Below are 17676 nucleotides of genomic sequence, written 5' to 3' on the forward strand. Positions count from 1 at the left end.
AGTACAAATGAAACGTATTGGTGTATTAACAAGTGGTGGAGATTCACCTGGTATGAATGCTGCCATTCGTGCAGTTGTTCGTAAAGCGATTTTCCATGATATTGAAGTATATGGTATTTACCATGGATACGCTGGATTAATTTCTGGTCACATTGAAAAATTAGAACTTGGTTCTGTTGGCGATATTATCCACCGCGGTGGTACGAAATTATATACAGCAAGATGTCCTGAGTTTAAAGACCCAGAAGTACGACTAAAAGGTATCGAGCAATTAAAGAAACATGGTATCGAAGGACTTGTTGTTATTGGTGGAGATGGCTCTTACCAAGGTGCTAAAAAATTAACTGAACAAGGATTCCCATGTGTTGGTGTACCAGGTACAATCGACAATGATATTCCTGGAACAGACTTCACAATTGGTTTCGATACAGCTCTAAATACTGTTATTGATGCAATTGATAAAATCCGTGACACAGCTACATCTCATGAACGTACATATGTTATTGAAGTAATGGGACGTCATGCTGGAGATATCGCATTATGGGCTGGTTTAGCTGATGGTGCAGAAACGATTTTAATTCCAGAAGAAGAGTATGACATGGATGATGTAATCGCTCGTCTAAAACGTGGTAGCGAACGTGGTAAAAAACACAGTATTATCATTGTAGCTGAAGGTGTTGGAAGTGCAATTGACATCGGTAAGCACATTGAAGAAGCAACAAACTTTGATACTCGTGTAACTGTATTAGGTCACGTACAACGTGGTGGATCACCAAGTGCACAAGACCGTGTATTAGCAAGTCGTCTTGGTGCAAGAGCAGTTGAGTTGTTAATTGCTGGTAAAGGTGGACGTTGTGTAGGTATTCAAGATAATAAACTTGTTGATCATGACATTATCGAGGCGTTAGCTCAAAAGCATACAATCGATAAAGATATGTATCAATTATCTAAAGAATTATCCATCTAATCGGCGTAATGTCGGATATTTGGGAACGGTTTCATAATTTTCGGAGGTGCAATATGCGTAAAACTAAAATTGTATGTACTATAGGTCCTGCTAGTGAAAGTATTGAGAAATTAGAACAATTAATGGAAGCGGGTATGAACGTTGCTCGTTTAAACTTCTCTCATGGTAGCCATGAAGAGCACGGCGCTCGTATTAAAAACATTCGTGAAGCTTCAAAGAAAACTGGTAAAACAGTTGGTATCTTACTTGATACAAAAGGTCCAGAAATCCGTACTCACGACTTCGTAGACGGACAAGCTGAGCTTGTAACAGGTGCAGAAGTAGTTCTTTCTACTGAGCAAGTATTAGGTACTGCAGAGAAGTTCTCTGTATCTTATGCTGGTCTTTATGATGATGTGGACCCAGGTTCTCGCATTCTAATCGATGACGGTCTTATCGAACTAGAAGTAATCGAAAAAGCTGACGGAAATATCCGTACAAAAGTTCTTAACAGTGGAACTGTAAAAAATAAAAAAGGTGTTAACGTACCAAACGTAAGCATTAAGCTTCCTGGTATCACTGAAAAAGACGTAAAAGATATCATCTTCGGTATCGAGCAAAAAGTTGATTTCATCGCAGCTTCATTCGTACGTAAAGCGTCTGACGTATTAGAAATCCGTGAATTATTAGAAGAGCATGGCGCTCAATACATCCAAATCGTACCGAAAATCGAAAACCAAGAAGGTATCGACAATATCGATTCAATCTTAGAAGTTTCTGACGGTTTAATGGTAGCTCGTGGTGATATGGGTGTAGAAATTCCACCAGAAGAAGTACCATTAGTACAAAAACGTCTAATCAAAAAATGTAACGTGTTAGGTAAACCAGTTATTACTGCGACACAAATGTTAGATTCTATGCAACGTAACCCACGTCCAACTCGTGCGGAAGCAAGTGACGTAGCTAACGCAATCTTCGATGGTACAGATGCAATCATGCTTTCAGGTGAAACAGCTGCTGGTCAATACCCAGTAGAAGCAGTAACAATGATGGCTAACATTGCAGTACGTGTTGAAAAATCATTACAATACGAAGATATGTTCAAAAAACGTATTAAAGAGTTCACTCCAACAATTACAGATGCAATTAGCCAATCTGTTGCGCATACAGCACTTGCTCTTGATGTAGCTGCAATCGTAGCTCCAACAGAAAGTGGACATACTGCGAAAATGATCTCTAAATACCGTCCAAAATCTCCAATCGTAGCTGTAACATCTGACGAGCAAGTAGGGCGTCGTCTTGCACTTGTTTGGGGTGTACAAGCATTTATGGCTGAGAAGCGCGCAGCTTCAACTGACGAAATGTTAGATACAGCAATTCAAACAGGTATGGATGCAGGTCTAATCGGCCTTGGAGATACTGTAGTAATTACTGCTGGTGTTCCAGTTGCTGAAACTGGTACAACAAACTTAATGAAAATCCACGTTGTTGGTGAAGAAGTTGCTAAAGGACAAGGAATCGGTCGTAAAGCTGCGAAAGGTAAAGTAGTTGTAGCAAAAACAGCTGCTGAAGCTGTAGCGAACGTAAACGAAGGTGATATCCTTGTTACAACAAGTACTGATAAAGATATGATTCCTGCAATCGAAAAAGCTGCTGCTTTAGTTGTAGAAGAAGGTGGCTTAACAAGCCATGCTGCTGTTGTAGGCGTATCAATCGGTATTCCTGTTATCGTTGGTGTAAACGGCGTAACAGCAACTTTAAAAAATGGCCAAGAAGTAACAGTTGATGCAGCACGCGGAATTGTTTATAATGGACATGCGGAAGTGCTATAAGTAATACGGAGAGAAGGATCGGAGTCCTTCTCTTTTTTTTACACAAAAACGAGATAGAATTAGCTTAAAATGCCTAGAATTGCTTTTAAAAGCTGTTTGTTATGGGTTTTAATATGAAAGGGTATTATATTTCATATGATGTATATAGGCGTTGTGAGGGCGTTAAAAGTGAGTTGTGAGAGAGGTGTAGAACTATGAAGTGGTTACTATTCTTGTTTATTTTAATACCGGCGATTGAGATTATGGTCTTAATCGGATCAAGTCATGTAATAGGTTTATGGTCTACGTTCGCTATGATTGTATTTACAGGTGTTGTAGGTGTGTATTTGGCGAAAAGACAAGGATTTAAAGTGCTTGGAGAGATTCAATCTAAGTTGAATAGAGGGGAAATGCCAGGTGAGGCAGTGCTAGATGGCATTTTTGTATTTGTAGGAGGTATTCTCTTAGTGCTTCCTGGTTATGTGACAGATGTGCTAGGGTTTATCTGCGTGATCCCTGTTACGAGAGCTTTATTGAAGCCGCTTGTTATGAAGTGGATGGAATGGAAGTTTAGAAAGAACTCTACTATTATCATTCAGAAGTAGCACTTAGATTATAACGATCTAAGTGCTATTTTTTTGTCTTGTAAGAGGAGAGGGCCGCTTTGCTTTACCGCGTTATTTGTAGGGTGTGGAATTTCTATCTCAAAGCTGGGATGCTCGTAAGTGTTTGATGTGGGGGGATGAACAAAACGTCTGCTTATTATATTTGCTATATAATTTTCGTTTGAACTCTTGTTGTGCTTCGATTAAACATGTGATTTTTTAATGCTATTAATTTGGATGAATAAGATGGTGCGAAATGCAGCTAAATTAAAGTTTTGCTTTCGTATATAAAGGAGCGATTGGTGTAAAGAATTCATGTAAAAGGTGGGAATTGTTAGTTGGAGTCTTATTTTATGCAGTTTTGTATATTTATTCATTTACATAAAAAGTAATAAATGTAAGTAATAATTATAGATAAAATAGAATAAAAATGTATTTTCAGTTAGGAAATGTGTTTTTTATGCAAAAAAACAAGAGAATTATCCTTTTTCTGGGTAATGCTCTTGTTGCGTGTGAGTAGTGTGAAAAATAAGTGAAAGGAATAATCAGTGGAAAATTCCCACTGATTACAGCTTGGTTTTTTGTATGGATTAGAAACTGTTATTTTGAAGGTGAACCTTTAATATATTTCCACAAGTCATGGAAGACATTAGCTTTGTGTAATGTATTAAGTAGTACTAAGGTGACTGGACCGATGATTAATCCTAAAAAGCCAAAAAGCTTAAAGCCGACAAATAGAGCGACGAGTGTTGCTAATGGATCGAGACCGATGTTAGATGAAAGTACTTTCGGCTCCATAATTTGTCTTTGGACAATCACGACGATGTATAAAATGAGAAGACCAATGGCGAATGCGGTATCGCCAGTGAAAAATACGTATATAACCCATGGAACGAAGACTGCGCCTGTGCCTAAATAGGGTAGTAAATCTACAACTCCTGTAATAATCGCAATAGTAATGGCGTATGGTACGCGTAATATTAAAAGTCCGATCAGTACAATGACGGTTGTCATAGATACGAGTGTAAGTTGTGCTTTCACAAAACCAAACAAAGCTTTTTTTAAGTCGACAAAAATAGTTTTTCCGTATCCATGTACACGATTTGGTAGTAACTTTCTTGCTTTCTGAGCAAGACGGTGCCAATCGTAACTAATGAAGAAAGTGGCTAATAAAATGAATACAAGGACAGTTAAAGTTGTCGGCAGTGCACTAATGAAATTCGTTAACCCGCTTATAATGGCGGTTAAAAGTTCTTTCATTTGTGTCGTTGCTTCTGTTCCTAAGTTTTGAATGTTTTGTGTAATTGTATAGCGCTGGGGTTCTCCAAGATGATTAAATTTAGAGATTAAATCATCGTAGAGAGGCATAATATGATTAAGTGCAAATTGCTGAGCGAATGTAACGATATCTGGAAACTTTACTGTAACAAGTTGTAGTAAGTATGTTGTGGCAGATATTGCTTCAGTTACAAGATATGTAACAAGTCCAACGATAGCTCCAAATACGAGAATTAAGCTAACGAGTACTGCTAGTGCACGAGGAAATTGTAGTTTTTGATTAAGGAAATTGACGACAGGATTAATCAAATAAGCAAATGCAAAAGCGATAATAAAAGGATAGATAAGCCCTGACATGTATAGTAAGACATAAAACCCAGCTACCGTTGCTACAATGACAAATATGAGTCGCAATATCATATATAGTAAGTTTCGGTTCAAAGATGTATACCTCCCATTCCGATTTGGATTATCCTAATTCGTTCAACTTATAACTAGCGTGCTCTGCTGATTAAAGTCTCACTTTATCGGCAGTAAATCTCCCGCCAAAGCCCAATTGGTGAAGGTCAATAATCAGCGGAAGATGCCCAACTGATTAAAGTTTTACTTTATGTTATAGTGGAATGATGGATTTAGCCTGCTTTTTTCGGTATATGAATGGCTGTGAAAGCCTGTTGGTGATGCTACTACTATATGGTAAAAACTTCATTTTCTCTTCTTTTTATTTTACCTGTTTCTTATTAGAAAAGAAAGAAGAGACGACTGTTTTCAAAAATGTATACATGCTTAAATTTTTTTGGAGAAAGTCTCTTTTTTTAATTGTAAAATGCATAAAAAATTGAAGGTGTTATCGATAAATAGGCATCTGTATAGCATGTATAACGATAGGTTTAAAGGTATTTTTGTTTGGAAATGAGTTCATTATTTTCAGAAAGGAAGTGCAAACATGATTAGTCAGTCAACTTTATTTTTATTCATACTACTTATTATAGGACTTATTGCTAAAAACCAATCGCTTACTGTAGCTATTGGTGTGTTATTTTTATTGAAGTTTACGTTTTTAGGAGATAAGGTCTTTCCTTATTTACAAACGAAAGGAATTAACCTAGGTGTAACGGTCATTACAATAGCGGTGCTAGTACCGATTGCGACGGGGGAAATAGGTTTTAAACAACTTGGAGAAGCAGCGAAATCGTATTATGCGTGGATTGCTTTAGCTTCAGGTGTAGCAGTCGCTTTGTTAGCAAAAGGCGGCGTACAATTATTGACGACGGATCCTCATATTACAACTGCGCTTGTTTTTGGGACAATTATAGCGGTCGCGTTATTTAATGGGGTTGCTGTAGGGCCTTTAATTGGGGCTGGAATTGCCTATGCGGTTATGAGTATTATACAGATGTTTAAATGAGAAATTTTATAGTAATATAAAATTTTTGAATTCTTTCTGTTCACAAAAGTCAGATAATTGTTTATAATAGGATTAGAAACTTTGAAAAGTTACATAACAGCAGAGACTTTACACCAGATAAAATAAAAACAACATAAAACAATTTTATAATGATATTGTTTTATGTTGTTTTTATCATAAAACTCTTCGGAATTTATTTTCCTCACTAACTTGTTGTTTTGAGCGTGAGGATTCGGGGAGACATTCACGCTCATGCTTTCCATGTAAACAATGGACAATAAGAGGGGAACATCGCAACAAATTTGCATGATCGTGCATTTTGCTTGCCTAAAGAGTGAACGGGCGTTCATAATTCATAAGGGGAGCAAATAGATATAAGGAGCAAGGTTGGGAGAATTTTCAGGAAAAGGAGAGAATGTCATGACTGTTATTCGAGGTTTAGAAGGGGTAGTAGCAACAACATCATCTGTGAGCTCTATTATTGATGATACATTAACTTATGTTGGGTATAATATTGATGATTTAGCTGAGAATGCTACGTTTGAAGAAGTAGTGTACTTATTATGGCACCGCAAGCTTCCTAATGAAAAAGAACTAGCGGAATTTAATGAAATTGTATCTGAATACTATAAAGTTCCAGGTGAGATTTTAACATATTTGAAACAAGTAGATTTAAAAATTGCACATCCGATGTCTGTTTTACGAACTGCAATTTCCATGCTATCATTATACGATGAGAGCGCTGAAATTATGGATGAAAAGTCTAATTATTTGAAAGCGGTTAAATTACAGGCTCAAGTGGGAACTTTAGTTGCTGCTTACGCGAGAATCCGTAAAGGTTTAGATATTGTTGAGCCAAGAAAAGATTTATCATTAGCTGCAAACTTCTTGTACATGTTAAATGATCGCGAGCCAAATGAAGTTGAAATTGAAGCTTTTGATAAGGCGCTTGTACTTCATGCGGATCATGAGTTAAACGCTTCTACATTTACTGCACGTGTTTGCGTAGCTACACTTTCAGATGTATATTCTGGTATTACAGCAGCAATCGGTGCATTGAAAGGTCCTCTTCACGGTGGGGCGAATGAAAATGTAATGAAGATGTTAACTGAAATTGGCGAAGAAGAAAATGTAGAATCATATATTCATAATGCTCTTCAAAATAAAGTGAAAATCATGGGCTTTGGTCACCGTGTGTATGAGCAAGGTGATCCGCGTGCAAAACACTTACGTGAAATGTCTAAGAGATTATGCGTGCTTTTAGGAGAAGACAAATGGTATAATATGTCTATCAAAATTGAAGACATTGTAACAAAAGAAAAAGGTCTTCCACCAAATGTTGATTTCTATTCAGCTTCTGTATACCATTGTTTAGGAATTGACCATGACTTATTTACACCTATTTTTGCAATTAGCCGTATGTCAGGCTGGTTAGCTCATATTCTAGAACAATATGAAAATAACCGTTTAATCCGTCCGCGTGCTGATTATAATGGACCAACGCATCAAGTGTATGTTCCAATCGCACAAAGATAAGCAAAAAACACTATTTCGATAGTGAAAATACGCTTTCAAAAGTCTGATTTTTTCGGAAAGATGTAATGATTAGAATATTTTAATTTGACTAACGGTTTGAACTGAGGGGTTATTCCCTCAGTTTCATACATATGAAATTTCAAACATGGGGGTTATCACATTGACGACAGGTGAAAAAATTACTGTAACTAATGGTGTTATGAATGTACCAAACAATCCGATTATTCCATTTATTGAAGGAGATGGAATTGGTCCTGATATTTGGGCAGCTGCATCTCGCGTAATAGAAGCAGCAGTTGAAAAAGCTTATGATGGTGAGAAGAAAATCGTTTGGAAAGAAGTGCTTGCAGGGGAAAAAGCATTCAACCAAACAGGCGAGTGGTTACCAGAAGAAACTTTAAATTTAATTCGCGAATATTTAATCGCAATTAAAGGTCCACTTACAACTCCAGTTGGCGGTGGTATTCGTTCTCTAAACGTAGCACTTCGTCAAGAATTAGATCTATATGTATGTCTACGTCCAGTTCGTTATTTTGAAGGTGTTCCTTCACCTGTAAAACGTCCGGAAGATACTGATATGGTTATTTTCCGTGAAAATACAGAAGACATTTATGCTGGAATTGAATATGCACAAGGATCTCCAGAAGCAGAAAAAGTTCTTGCTTTCTTAAAAGAAGCAATGGGTGTTAATAAAATCCGCTTCCCAGAAACATCTGGTATTGGTATTAAACCAATCTCAGAAGAAGGGACAAAGCGTCTTGTTCGTGCTGCAATTCAATATGCAATTAACGAAAAACGCTCTTCTGTTACATTAGTTCATAAAGGAAACATTATGAAATTTACAGAAGGTGCTTTCAAAAACTGGGGTTACGAAGTAGCGGAACAAGAATTCGGCGACAAAGTATTTACTTGGGCTGAATATGATCGCATCGTTGAAAAAGATGGTAAAGATGCAGCAAATAAAGCGATGGCAGACGCTGAAGTGGCTGGAAAAATCATCGTAAAAGATTCTATTGCAGACATCTTCTTACAACAAATTTTAACTCGTCCACGTGAGTTCGATGTTGTTGCAACAATGAACTTAAATGGTGACTATATCTCTGATGCACTTGCTGCACAAGTAGGTGGAATTGGTATTGCACCTGGTGCAAACATTAACTATGTGACTGGACATGCTATCTTTGAAGCTACACATGGTACAGCTCCAAAATATGCAGGTTTAGATAAAGTAAACCCATCTTCTGTTCTTCTTTCAGGTGTATTATTACTAGAACATTTAGGATGGAATGAAGCGGCGAAATTAGTAACAGATTCAGTTGAGAAAACAATTGCATCAAAAGTAGTAACATATGACTTTGCTCGCCTAATGGAAGGCGCAACAGAAGTGAAATGTTCTGAGTTTGCTAATGAGCTTATTAAAAACATGGATGTAGCGATAATCAAAAACGCATAATTAAAGCGGGGGGTAAATTATGACAATCAAACGCAAGAAGGTTTCAGTCATCGGTGCAGGATTTACAGGAGCAACAACGGCATTCTTATTAGCACAAAAAGAACTTGCAGATGTTGTATTAGTGGACATTCCACAACTGGAAAATCCAACAAAAGGGAAAGCGTTAGATATGTTAGAAGCGAGCCCAGTACAAGGTTTTGATGCTAACATTATTGGAACATCTGATTACGCAGATACTGCTGATTCTGACGTTGTCGTTATTACAGCAGGTATTGCACGTAAGCCTGGTATGAGCCGTGATGACTTAGTAGCAACGAACTCTAAAATTATGAAAAGTATTACGCGCGACATTGCAAAACATTCACCAAATGCGATTATTGTTGTATTAACAAATCCAGTTGATGCAATGACATATTCTGTATTTAAAGAAGCGGGATTCCCGAAAGAGCGTGTTATCGGCCAATCGGGCGTATTAGATACAGCTCGTTTCCGTACATTCATCGCACAAGAATTAAATCTTTCTGTGAAAGACATTACAGGATTTGTTCTTGGTGGACACGGTGACGACATGGTACCTCTTGTGCGTTATTCTTATGCAGGCGGTATTCCGTTAGAAACGTTAATTCCGAAAGAGCGTTTAGAAGCAATCGTAGAACGTACACGTAAAGGTGGCGGTGAGATTGTAGGCTTATTAGGAAACGGTAGTGCATATTACGCACCAGCAGCTTCTTTAGTTGAAATGACAGAAGCAATCTTAAAAGATCAACGCCGTGTATTACCAGCTATTGCGTACCTTGAAGGTGAGTATGGTTATAGTGACCTTTACTTAGGGGTACCAGTAATTCTAGGTGGTAACGGAATTGAAAAAATTATTGAATTAGAACTTCTTGCAGATGAAAAAGAAGCGTTAGATCGCTCTGTAGAATCTGTACGTAACGTAATGAAAGTTCTTGTTTAATAATTGAATAGTAGTGAAAAAGATTCGGGATTCCGAATCTTTTTCTACTATTTACCGAATTGTTTTTTTGAAATAATATGAAAACGCTATCATTTGTAGTATCCTATAATGAAACTATAGATTTATACTATACATTGCCCTCATCATAGTAAATTTCGGATAAGGTATCGCTTTTAGTAGGATAATAAGGTGAAAAAATCGGAGGGGGTTGTAACATGTTAAAGAAAAAAGTTCAAATTGGTCGTAAAATGGATGAGATTACAGTAGGAGAGAAATTATCTATCACTGAAAAAATTGAGGATAAAGATTTGTTATTGTACTTAGGGTTAACGAATGATGCCAATCCATTATATATTCAGCATGATTACGCATCCCAAACTCCGTATGAAAAGCCGATTGTACCAAGCATTATGCTAACGGGAATGATTACAACGGCAGTTACGAAATATTTACCGGGTCCAGGAAGTCATATTACTAGGAAGGACCTTACGTTCGTGAAGCATGTTCACCATTATGAAACGTTACAAATCCACTTTGAAGTTGTGGCTGTTTCTGAGGAGGAACATACAATTGATATGCTTGTATCTGCTCATGATGAAAAAGGAGAAACTGTTGTAAAGGGTTCATTAACAGTAACGCCACCTTATAAATCTGTTTCCATTATGGAAAAAGCATTAGATAATTTTTAAAAGATGAAAATATGAATAGCGCTAGCATACCGTGAATAAGGATGCTAGCGCTATTTTTAGTTGAAGAATCCTTCTTTGAACCCTTCAGCAAATTCTGAGCACCCCGTTTTAATCGTATCCCAGCTCGGTACGTTAAAAGTAAGGAAACATGTTACTACTAAAGTTAAAATAGGTAGTAATAGTCGCATAATAGAACCTTCTTTTTTATATTCGGATTATTAAATTAAAAATATTTACTATATTATAATTTAATAATTTAAGTCAATGGAAGGAATGATTCTTTAAGATGAGGTGGAAAAAGAAGAAGTTATCTTTGAAACGATACGAGAAGCTGAAGTGTGAGCAGACGGCGTTGCAAATGAAATGTATGGAAGAGTATTTGATGGATATGAAACACCAGATTATAAAATAGCGTATGCGCTTGCGTTTTTCCTAGCGCAAAATCAAGATTTTATAGTTCATACGGAAGTGAGCTTTAAAGAAGAGAGAGTAATCTATAAAGTTTGGCAAAATCCTGTGTAGTTGCAGGTAAAGTGTAATTACGTCTATTTTCTCAATTCTAAACAAACGATCTCCATGAATAGACAATTATATTGAGAGGGACCCTGTTTTCTAGTATGATGAGAATAACGGGGAAAATACTAGGATGAAGAAGGTTTCAAGTCTATAACTTGGAGGAAAAGAATGAACAATCGTATTTTAGTAGTTGATGATGAGGAATTTATCTTAACTTTAATCGAATTTAATTTACAACAAGCTGGGTTTGAAGTTATAACAGCGATGGATGGAGAAATGGCGCTTCAAAAAGCGACAACAGAACGCCCAGATTTAATTATATTAGATTTAATGCTTCCGAAAATGGATGGTATGGAAGTGTGTAAAGAATTACGATTGCAGCGCGTTATGACGCCGATTTTAATGTTAACGGCAAAAGATGATGAGTTTGATAAGGTGCTAGGCCTTGAACTTGGGGCAGATGATTATATGACGAAGCCATTTAGTCCAAGGGAAGTTGTTGCTCGTGTGAAGGCGATTTTGCGCCGCACGAAATTACAACAAGAAGAACAAGTTGCAGAAGCGCCAGATGAAGATAGCATCACAATTGCAGAACTTAAAATTTTACCGGAGTTTTATGAGGCTTATTTCCAAGGAAGAAAGCTTGAATTAACACCAAAAGAATTTGAACTACTTGTGTATCTTGCGAAAAATAAAAGTCGCGTGTTGACGCGTGATCAATTATTAAGTGCTGTATGGAATTATGATTTTGCTGGTGATACGCGAATTGTTGATGTTCATATTAGCCATTTGCGCGATAAAATTGAACAAAATACGAAAAAACCGACGTACATTAAAACGATACGTGGTTTAGGATATAAATTAGAGGAGCCAAAAGGGAATGAATAAATTTCGTTCCAGGCTTCTTTTTACATTTGTTTCTCTTATTGTATTTATTTTAGTTGGACTAGGTTTATTGCTAGAAACTGTGTTTGAAAACTACTATATAGATCATGCTAAAGAGAGAATGGTAAAAGAGACGGAGTATGTTGCGGCGTTAGCAGAAGAGCAAGGTTTTGATAATGTCTTAAAAAATCCATACGTATTTGAAAAGTTAGAAGAAAAAATACCAGCTTCTATCGTATTTGTGGATGAAAAAAAGAAAGTTCAATATAGAAAAGGACAAGAATTGGCATTTAGTCCAGAGACGATTAAAGAACTTACTTCGGAATTGGCAAAACAACGAAGTAAAGTGATTACGAAAGAGACAGATCGAAAGAATGAATTTTATCATGCGGTGTTCGTTCAAGATGTAGAAGGAAAACAAGGATACGTTTTGGTGAAAAGTACAATCGATCCTTTAAAAGACGTACATCAAAAAACGTGGGGATTATTAATTATCGGATTTGTCATTGCTTGTCTTGTAGTTGTATTTTTAGGTATGAAAATTACAGGGCAATATATTAGGCCAATTGAATCGGTTACGAAAGTTGCAATTGAATTGGCAAAGGGGAATTATAAAGCGCGTGCATACGAAAGTCATTCGGATGAAACAGGAATGCTGAGTAAAGCGATTAATATTTTAGCTCGTAACTTACAAGAGATGACACTTGAACAAGAAATGCAGCAAGATCGTCTGCATACGTTAATTGAAAATATGGGAAGCGGAATGATTTTAATTGATAGCCGCGGATATATAAACCTTGTAAACCGCTCTTATAAGGAAACTTTCCACGTAACAGATGAAGAATATTTAGATCGCTTATATTATGAATCGTTTCATCATACAGAAATTATTGAGCTTGTAGAAGAAATCTTTATGACAGAAGTGAAAGTGCGTAAACAAATGTTATTGCCACTTGGAATTGAGCGGAAGCATTTCGAAGTATATGGAGCGCCGATTATCGGGACAAACCATGAATGGAAAGGGATTGTTCTCGTATTCCATGACATAACAGAGTTAAAGAAATTAGAACAAATGAGAAAAGACTTTTTAGCGAATGTTTCTCATGAATTAAAGACACCGATTACTTCTATTAAAGGTTTTTCAGAAACACTCTTAGACGGAGCGATGGATAATAAAAAATTCTGCGAACATTTCTTGCACATTATTTTAAAAGAAAGTGAGCGTATGCAAGGGTTAATTGAAGATTTATTAGATTTGTCGAAAATCGAACAACAAGGATTTAAATTAAATATGGGAACCGTTGACATGAAGGGGCTACTTGAAGATATTCATATGGTGCTTGATAATAAGGCAGGAGAAAAAGAAATCTCTTTACAAGTGAATGTATTAAAACGTGCCTCTGTTATTGGAGATCCAAGTCGTTTGAAACAAATCTTTATTAATTTAATTAATAATGCGATTGTATATACACCGGCTGGAGGCGTTGTTTCAGTAGAGTTAGCGGAAGATAAATATAATGCTTATATAAAAGTATCGGATACTGGAATTGGTATTAGTAAAGAGGAAATTCCGCGTATTTTTGAACGCTTTTACCGAGTGGATAAAGCGAGAAGTAGAAATACTGGTGGTACAGGCCTTGGATTATCAATTGTAAAGCATTTAGTAGAGGCGCATCACGGTACAATTACAGTGGATAGTGAAGTTGGGGAAGGGACAACATTTACAGTTGTTTTACCAAAATCAGCTACTGAAAAATAGGATGAAGGATGTTTACAATATATTAACAATGGCTTAATTAAATATTAATAAAGCTCTGTTAATATAATACATGAAAACCCCTTCATCCAAGGAGTAATTTTGGACGAGAATAGTTAAGCTGTTCTCGTCACTTCCCTTTATGCCAATATAAGTCTGTTTTATATATGAAAGAAAATAACCGTTATTTTTCTTCTCTCTATTAGTCATGTTAATATAGAGAGAGGAAAGGAACGGTTTTTTTCTATGAGAAAAATCATTTCAAATTTGTATGGGGAGGTTTCTGATTTGGAAAAAAAGGTCGTATTAGTAGATGGTAATAATATCGCGTATCGTGCTTTCTTTGCACTACCGCTTTTAAATAACGACAAAGGTATACATACGAACGCAATTTACGGTTTTACAATGATGTTAATGAGAATATTAGAGGAAGAAAAACCGACGCATATGTTAGTAGCATTTGATGCGGGTAAAACGACATTCCGTCATAAAACGTATAGTGAGTATAAAGGAGGACGTCAAAAGACTCCACCTGAATTATCAGAGCAGTTCCCGTTTATTCGTGAGATGCTGGATGCATTCAACGTACCGCGTTATGAATTAGAAAATTATGAAGCGGATGATATTATGGGAACGCTAGCAAAAGAAGCGAGTGAACAAGGAGCAAGTGTAAAAGTTATTTCAGGAGATAAAGATTTACTTCAACTTGTTTCTGATAACACGCTTGTATGTATTCCGCGAAAAGGGATTACGGAAGTAGATGAATATACGAAAGAAGCTTTATTTGAAAAATATAGCTTATCACCAAAGCAAATTATCGATATGAAAGGTTTAATGGGAGACCAATCAGATAATATTCCGGGTGTACCAGGAGTTGGTGAAAAAACGGCGATTAAATTGTTAACACAGTTTGGAACGGTTGAAGAAGTGTATGAAAATCTAGATCAAGTAAGCGGGAAGAAATTAAAAGAAAAACTGGAAGAAAATAAAGAACAAGCTCTTATGAGTAAAGATCTTGCGACTATTATTACAGATGCACCGATTACAGTTCATGTGGATGATATGGCGTATAAAGGATATGAAGCAAGTGATGTGATTCCAATGTTCGAGAGTTTAGGATTTACATCTCTTTTAAATAAATTAGGCGTTACGCCAGAAGAAACAGCTCCAGCTGAATTAGATGATATTACATTTGATATTGTGGAAGAAGTTACAGAAGAAATGCTTCAGCAAGATAGTGCACTTATTGTTGAAGTGCAAGAAGATAATTATCATAAGGCGGACATTCAAGGCTTTGGTATTCAAAATGAAAATGGTTGCTACTTTATTCAGAAGGATATTGCTCTTGCATCGGATGCTTTTAAAGCATGGCTTGCAAATGGAGAAATGAGAAAGCATACATTTGATGCGAAGCGAGCGATCGTTGCACTTAAATGGAATGGGATAGATATTCAAGGGATTGATTTTGATTTATTAATCGCTGCTTATTTACTTGATCCAGCCGATACGGATAAAGATTTCCGTACTGTAGCGAAAATGAAAGAAACACATGCTGTGAAATCTGATGAAGAAGTTTACGGAAAAGGTGCAAAACGAGCTGTTCCAGAGTTAGATGTAGTAGCGGAGCATGTAGCTCGTAAAGTGCATGTATTATATGATGTAAAGCAAACATTCGTTGAAGAGTTAGAGAAGAATGAGCAATATGAACTGTTTACAGAGTTAGAATTGCCACTTGCGCGTGTATTAGCTGATATGGAAGTAAAAGGTGTAAAAGTTGATACGGAGCGTCTTCGTAATATGGGAGAAGAACTTGCAGGTAGATTAAAGGAAATGGAACAGGAAATTTATAAGCTTGCGGGAACAGAATTTAATATTAATTCACCGAAGCAGCTTGGTGTAATTCTGTTTGAGAACTTAAACTTACCGGTTATTAAAAAGACGAAAACAGGTTATTCTACGTCAGCCGATGTATTAGAAAAGCTTATGGATCGCCATGAGATTATTCCAAACATTTTACATTATCGTCAATTAGGGAAACTAAATTCAACTTATATTGAAGGTTTACTGAAAGTTGTACATGAAGATTCATCTAAAATTCATACTCGCTTTAATCAAGTATTAACGCAAACAGGTCGATTAAGTTCAACGGATCCGAACTTGCAAAATATCCCGATTCGATTAGAAGAAGGAAGAAAGATTCGTCAGGCATTTGTTCCATCAGAAGAAGGTTGGATTATGTATGCGGCTGACTATTCACAAATCGAACTGCGTGTATTAGCTCATATTGCAAATGATAAAGGGTTAGTTGATGCATTCCAGCATGACATGGATATTCATACGAAAACAGCTATGGATGTATTTGGCGTTGAAAAAGATGAAGTAACTTCAAATATGAGGCGACAAGCGAAAGCTGTTAACTTCGGAATTGTGTATGGTATTAGTGATTATGGTCTTTCACAAAACTTAGGAATTACAAGAAAAGCAGCAGCGGAATTTATTGAAAAGTATTTAGAAAGTTTCCCTGGTGTACAAGAATACATGGAGGACATCGTAAAAGATGCGAAACAAAAAGGATATGTGGCTACATTATTAAATCGTCGTCGTTATATTCCAGAAATTACGAGTCGTAATTTCAATTTACGTAGCTTCGCTGAGCGTACAGCGATGAATACACCAATTCAAGGTACTGCAGCAGATATTATTAAAAAAGCGATGATTATTATGGCAGATCGTTTAGAAGAAGAAGGATTACAAGCGCGTCTTCTTCTGCAAGTACACGATGAATTAATATTTGAAGCACCAAAAGAAGAAATTGAAAAATTAGAGAAGCTTGTACCTGAAGTAATGGAGCATGCAATTGAACTCGCAGTTCCGCTGAAAGTTGATTATTCTTACGGTCCAACTTGGTACGACGCAAAATAAGGAAGTGATGAAATGCCTGAATTACCAGAGGTTGAAAACGTCAGACGGACACTTGAAAATCTTGTAACAGGAAAAACGATTGAAGATGTCATTGTTACTTATCCAAAAATAGTGAAACGACCAGATGATGCAGAAATCTTTAAAGAAATGCTAAAAGGCGAGAAGATTGAAAATATAAAGCGAAGAGGAAAGTTTTTGCTTCTATATGTAACAAATTATGTTATTGTTTCACATTTGCGTATGGAAGGTAAGTTTTTACTACATCAAGAGGATGAGCCGATTGATAAACATACGCACGTCCGTTTCTTATTTACAGATGGAACTGAATTACATTATAAAGATGTGAGAAAGTTTGGTACGATGCATCTCTTTAAGAAAGGTGAAGAGATGAACCAAATGCCTCTTGCTGACTTAGGTCCGGAGCCGTTTGATGCTGAATTGACACCGCAGTATTTACAAGAAAGATTGAAAAAGACAAATCGTAAAATAAAAGTTGTGCTATTGGACCAGCGTCTTTTAGTAGGGCTTGGAAATATATATGTTGATGAAGTCTTATTCCGTTCTCGAATTCATCCGGAACGAGAAGCTTCGTCTTTAACAGTAGAAGAAATTGAGCGGATTTATGAGGCTACCGTTACAACGCTAGGCGAAGCAGTAAAACGTGGCGGAAGTACAATTCGGACGTATATCAACTCACAAGGGCAAATTGGTTCGTTCCAAGAACTCCTAAATGTATACGGAAAAAAAGGAGAACCGTGTGTAACTTGCGGTACGATATTAGAAAAAACAGTTGTTGGCGGAAGAGGAACGCATTACTGCCCAATTTGTCAGCCAAGAATATAGAAAAGAGATAACATCGGATAGGCATTTGTCATATACATACAGCAGAGCTATGTATAAGGGAGGAGCTTAC

The 17676-nt window shown here is 36.6% G+C and carries 15 protein-coding genes; 13 read left to right on the forward strand and 2 right to left on the reverse strand.

What is annotated here, in order from left to right; all coding sequences use genetic code 11:
* Positions 1-7 precede the first annotated feature (7 nt).
* The 3 genes from pfkA to RT27_RS04630 all read left to right on the forward strand — a co-directional run bounded on the left by pfkA (position 8) and on the right by RT27_RS04630 (position 3362).
* Complete coding sequence (gene pfkA / locus RT27_RS04620) at positions 8-967, forward strand: 6-phosphofructokinase (RefSeq protein ID WP_000821156.1); 960 nt, start codon at positions 8-10, stop codon at positions 965-967.
* 53 nt (positions 968-1020) lie between these two features.
* Positions 1021-2778, forward strand: coding sequence for a pyruvate kinase (gene pyk, locus RT27_RS04625; RefSeq protein WP_029443394.1), 1758 nt, complete (start codon positions 1021-1023; stop codon positions 2776-2778).
* A 194-nt stretch (positions 2779-2972) separates the two neighbouring features.
* Positions 2973-3362, forward strand: a complete 390-nt coding sequence (locus RT27_RS04630; protein WP_043935408.1) for an FxsA family protein — start codon at positions 2973-2975, stop codon at positions 3360-3362.
* A gap of 600 nt (positions 3363-3962) precedes the next feature.
* On the opposite strand, the gene ytvI is transcribed toward RT27_RS04630, so the two are convergent.
* Positions 3963-5081, reverse strand: coding sequence for a sporulation integral membrane protein YtvI (gene ytvI, locus RT27_RS04635; protein WP_006926492.1), 1119 nt, complete (start codon positions 5079-5081; stop codon positions 3963-3965).
* Between the two features lie 505 nt (positions 5082-5586).
* Between ytvI and RT27_RS04640 the strand changes: the two genes are divergently transcribed.
* The 5 genes from RT27_RS04640 (at position 5587) to RT27_RS04660 (ending at position 10684) form a co-directional block, all read left to right on the forward strand.
* Positions 5587-6048 (forward strand): DUF441 domain-containing protein, encoded by a 462-nt coding sequence (locus tag RT27_RS04640; RefSeq protein WP_000625507.1) that lies wholly within the window; start codon positions 5587-5589, stop codon positions 6046-6048.
* Between the two features lie 387 nt (positions 6049-6435).
* Positions 6436-7584, forward strand: a complete 1149-nt coding sequence (gene citZ, locus RT27_RS04645) for a citrate synthase (RefSeq protein ID WP_000503651.1) — start codon at positions 6436-6438, stop codon at positions 7582-7584.
* Positions 7585-7744: 160 nt separating this feature from the next.
* Complete coding sequence (gene icd, locus RT27_RS04650) at positions 7745-9037, forward strand: NADP-dependent isocitrate dehydrogenase (protein WP_000206893.1); 1293 nt, start codon at positions 7745-7747, stop codon at positions 9035-9037.
* Positions 9038-9056: 19 nt separating this feature from the next.
* Positions 9057-9995, forward strand: coding sequence for a malate dehydrogenase (mdh, locus tag RT27_RS04655; protein ID WP_000153232.1), 939 nt, complete (start codon positions 9057-9059; stop codon positions 9993-9995).
* Between the two features lie 215 nt (positions 9996-10210).
* Complete coding sequence (locus RT27_RS04660; RefSeq protein WP_000914181.1) at positions 10211-10684, forward strand: MaoC/PaaZ C-terminal domain-containing protein; 474 nt, start codon at positions 10211-10213, stop codon at positions 10682-10684.
* 56 nt (positions 10685-10740) lie between these two features.
* Here the strand turns inward: RT27_RS04660 and RT27_RS36060 are convergent, their stop codons facing one another.
* Positions 10741-10872 carry a hypothetical protein gene (locus tag RT27_RS36060; RefSeq protein ID WP_001238014.1) on the reverse strand — a complete coding sequence of 44 codons (132 nt, stop codon included), beginning with the start codon at positions 10870-10872 and terminating at the stop codon, positions 10741-10743.
* Positions 10873-11047: 175 nt separating this feature from the next.
* On the opposite strand from RT27_RS36060, the gene RT27_RS04665 reads away from it, so the two are divergent.
* From RT27_RS04665 to mutM, 5 genes are all read left to right on the forward strand, one after another.
* The gene (locus RT27_RS04665; RefSeq protein WP_048563967.1) at positions 11048-11206 is read left to right on the forward strand and encodes a hypothetical protein; all 159 of its coding nucleotides are present in this window, start codon (positions 11048-11050) and stop codon (positions 11204-11206) included.
* A 162-nt stretch (positions 11207-11368) separates the two neighbouring features.
* Positions 11369-12088, forward strand: coding sequence for a two-component system response regulator PhoP (gene phoP / locus RT27_RS04670; RefSeq protein WP_001065220.1), 720 nt, complete (start codon positions 11369-11371; stop codon positions 12086-12088).
* Entirely contained in the window at positions 12081-13844 is a 1764-nt protein-coding gene (gene phoR, locus RT27_RS04675) for a sensory box histidine kinase PhoR (protein ID WP_001032099.1), read from the forward strand. The genes phoP and phoR overlap by 8 nt, the downstream gene beginning before the upstream one ends.
* 285 nt (positions 13845-14129) lie before the next feature.
* Positions 14130-16763, forward strand: a complete 2634-nt coding sequence (gene polA / locus RT27_RS04680) for a DNA polymerase I (RefSeq protein WP_016080103.1) — start codon at positions 14130-14132, stop codon at positions 16761-16763.
* A 12-nt stretch (positions 16764-16775) separates the two neighbouring features.
* The gene (mutM, locus tag RT27_RS04685) at positions 16776-17606 is read left to right on the forward strand and encodes a DNA-formamidopyrimidine glycosylase (protein ID WP_016080104.1); all 831 of its coding nucleotides are present in this window, start codon (positions 16776-16778) and stop codon (positions 17604-17606) included.
* Positions 17607-17676 lie beyond the last annotated feature (70 nt).

Source organism: Bacillus sp. L_1B0_5 (genome assembly GCF_000836715.1).
Classification (GTDB): domain Bacteria; phylum Bacillota; class Bacilli; order Bacillales; family Bacillaceae_G; genus Bacillus_A; species Bacillus_A thuringiensis_S.

Bases quoted from the DNA above. Each gene is read 5' to 3' on its own strand.
- phoR (WP_001032099.1), top strand. From the start codon at position 12,081: ATGAATAAATTTCGTTCCAGGCTTCTTTTTACATTTGTTTCTCTTATT.
- RT27_RS04630 (WP_043935408.1), top strand. From the start codon at position 2,973: ATGAAGTGGTTACTATTCTTGTTTATTTTAATACCGGCGATTGAGATT.
- mutM (WP_016080104.1), top strand. From the start codon at position 16,776: ATGCCTGAATTACCAGAGGTTGAAAACGTCAGACGGACACTTGAAAAT.
- phoP (WP_001065220.1), top strand. From the start codon at position 11,369: ATGAACAATCGTATTTTAGTAGTTGATGATGAGGAATTTATCTTAACT.
- RT27_RS04660 (WP_000914181.1), top strand. From the start codon at position 10,211: ATGTTAAAGAAAAAAGTTCAAATTGGTCGTAAAATGGATGAGATTACA.
- pfkA (WP_000821156.1), top strand. From the start codon at position 8: ATGAAACGTATTGGTGTATTAACAAGTGGTGGAGATTCACCTGGTATG.
- RT27_RS36060 (WP_001238014.1), bottom strand. From the start codon at position 10,872: ATGCGACTATTACTACCTATTTTAACTTTAGTAGTAACATGTTTCCTT.
- pyk (WP_029443394.1), top strand. From the start codon at position 1,021: ATGCGTAAAACTAAAATTGTATGTACTATAGGTCCTGCTAGTGAAAGT.
- mdh (WP_000153232.1), top strand. From the start codon at position 9,057: ATGACAATCAAACGCAAGAAGGTTTCAGTCATCGGTGCAGGATTTACA.
- RT27_RS04640 (WP_000625507.1), top strand. From the start codon at position 5,587: ATGATTAGTCAGTCAACTTTATTTTTATTCATACTACTTATTATAGGA.
- RT27_RS04665 (WP_048563967.1), top strand. From the start codon at position 11,048: ATGTATGGAAGAGTATTTGATGGATATGAAACACCAGATTATAAAATA.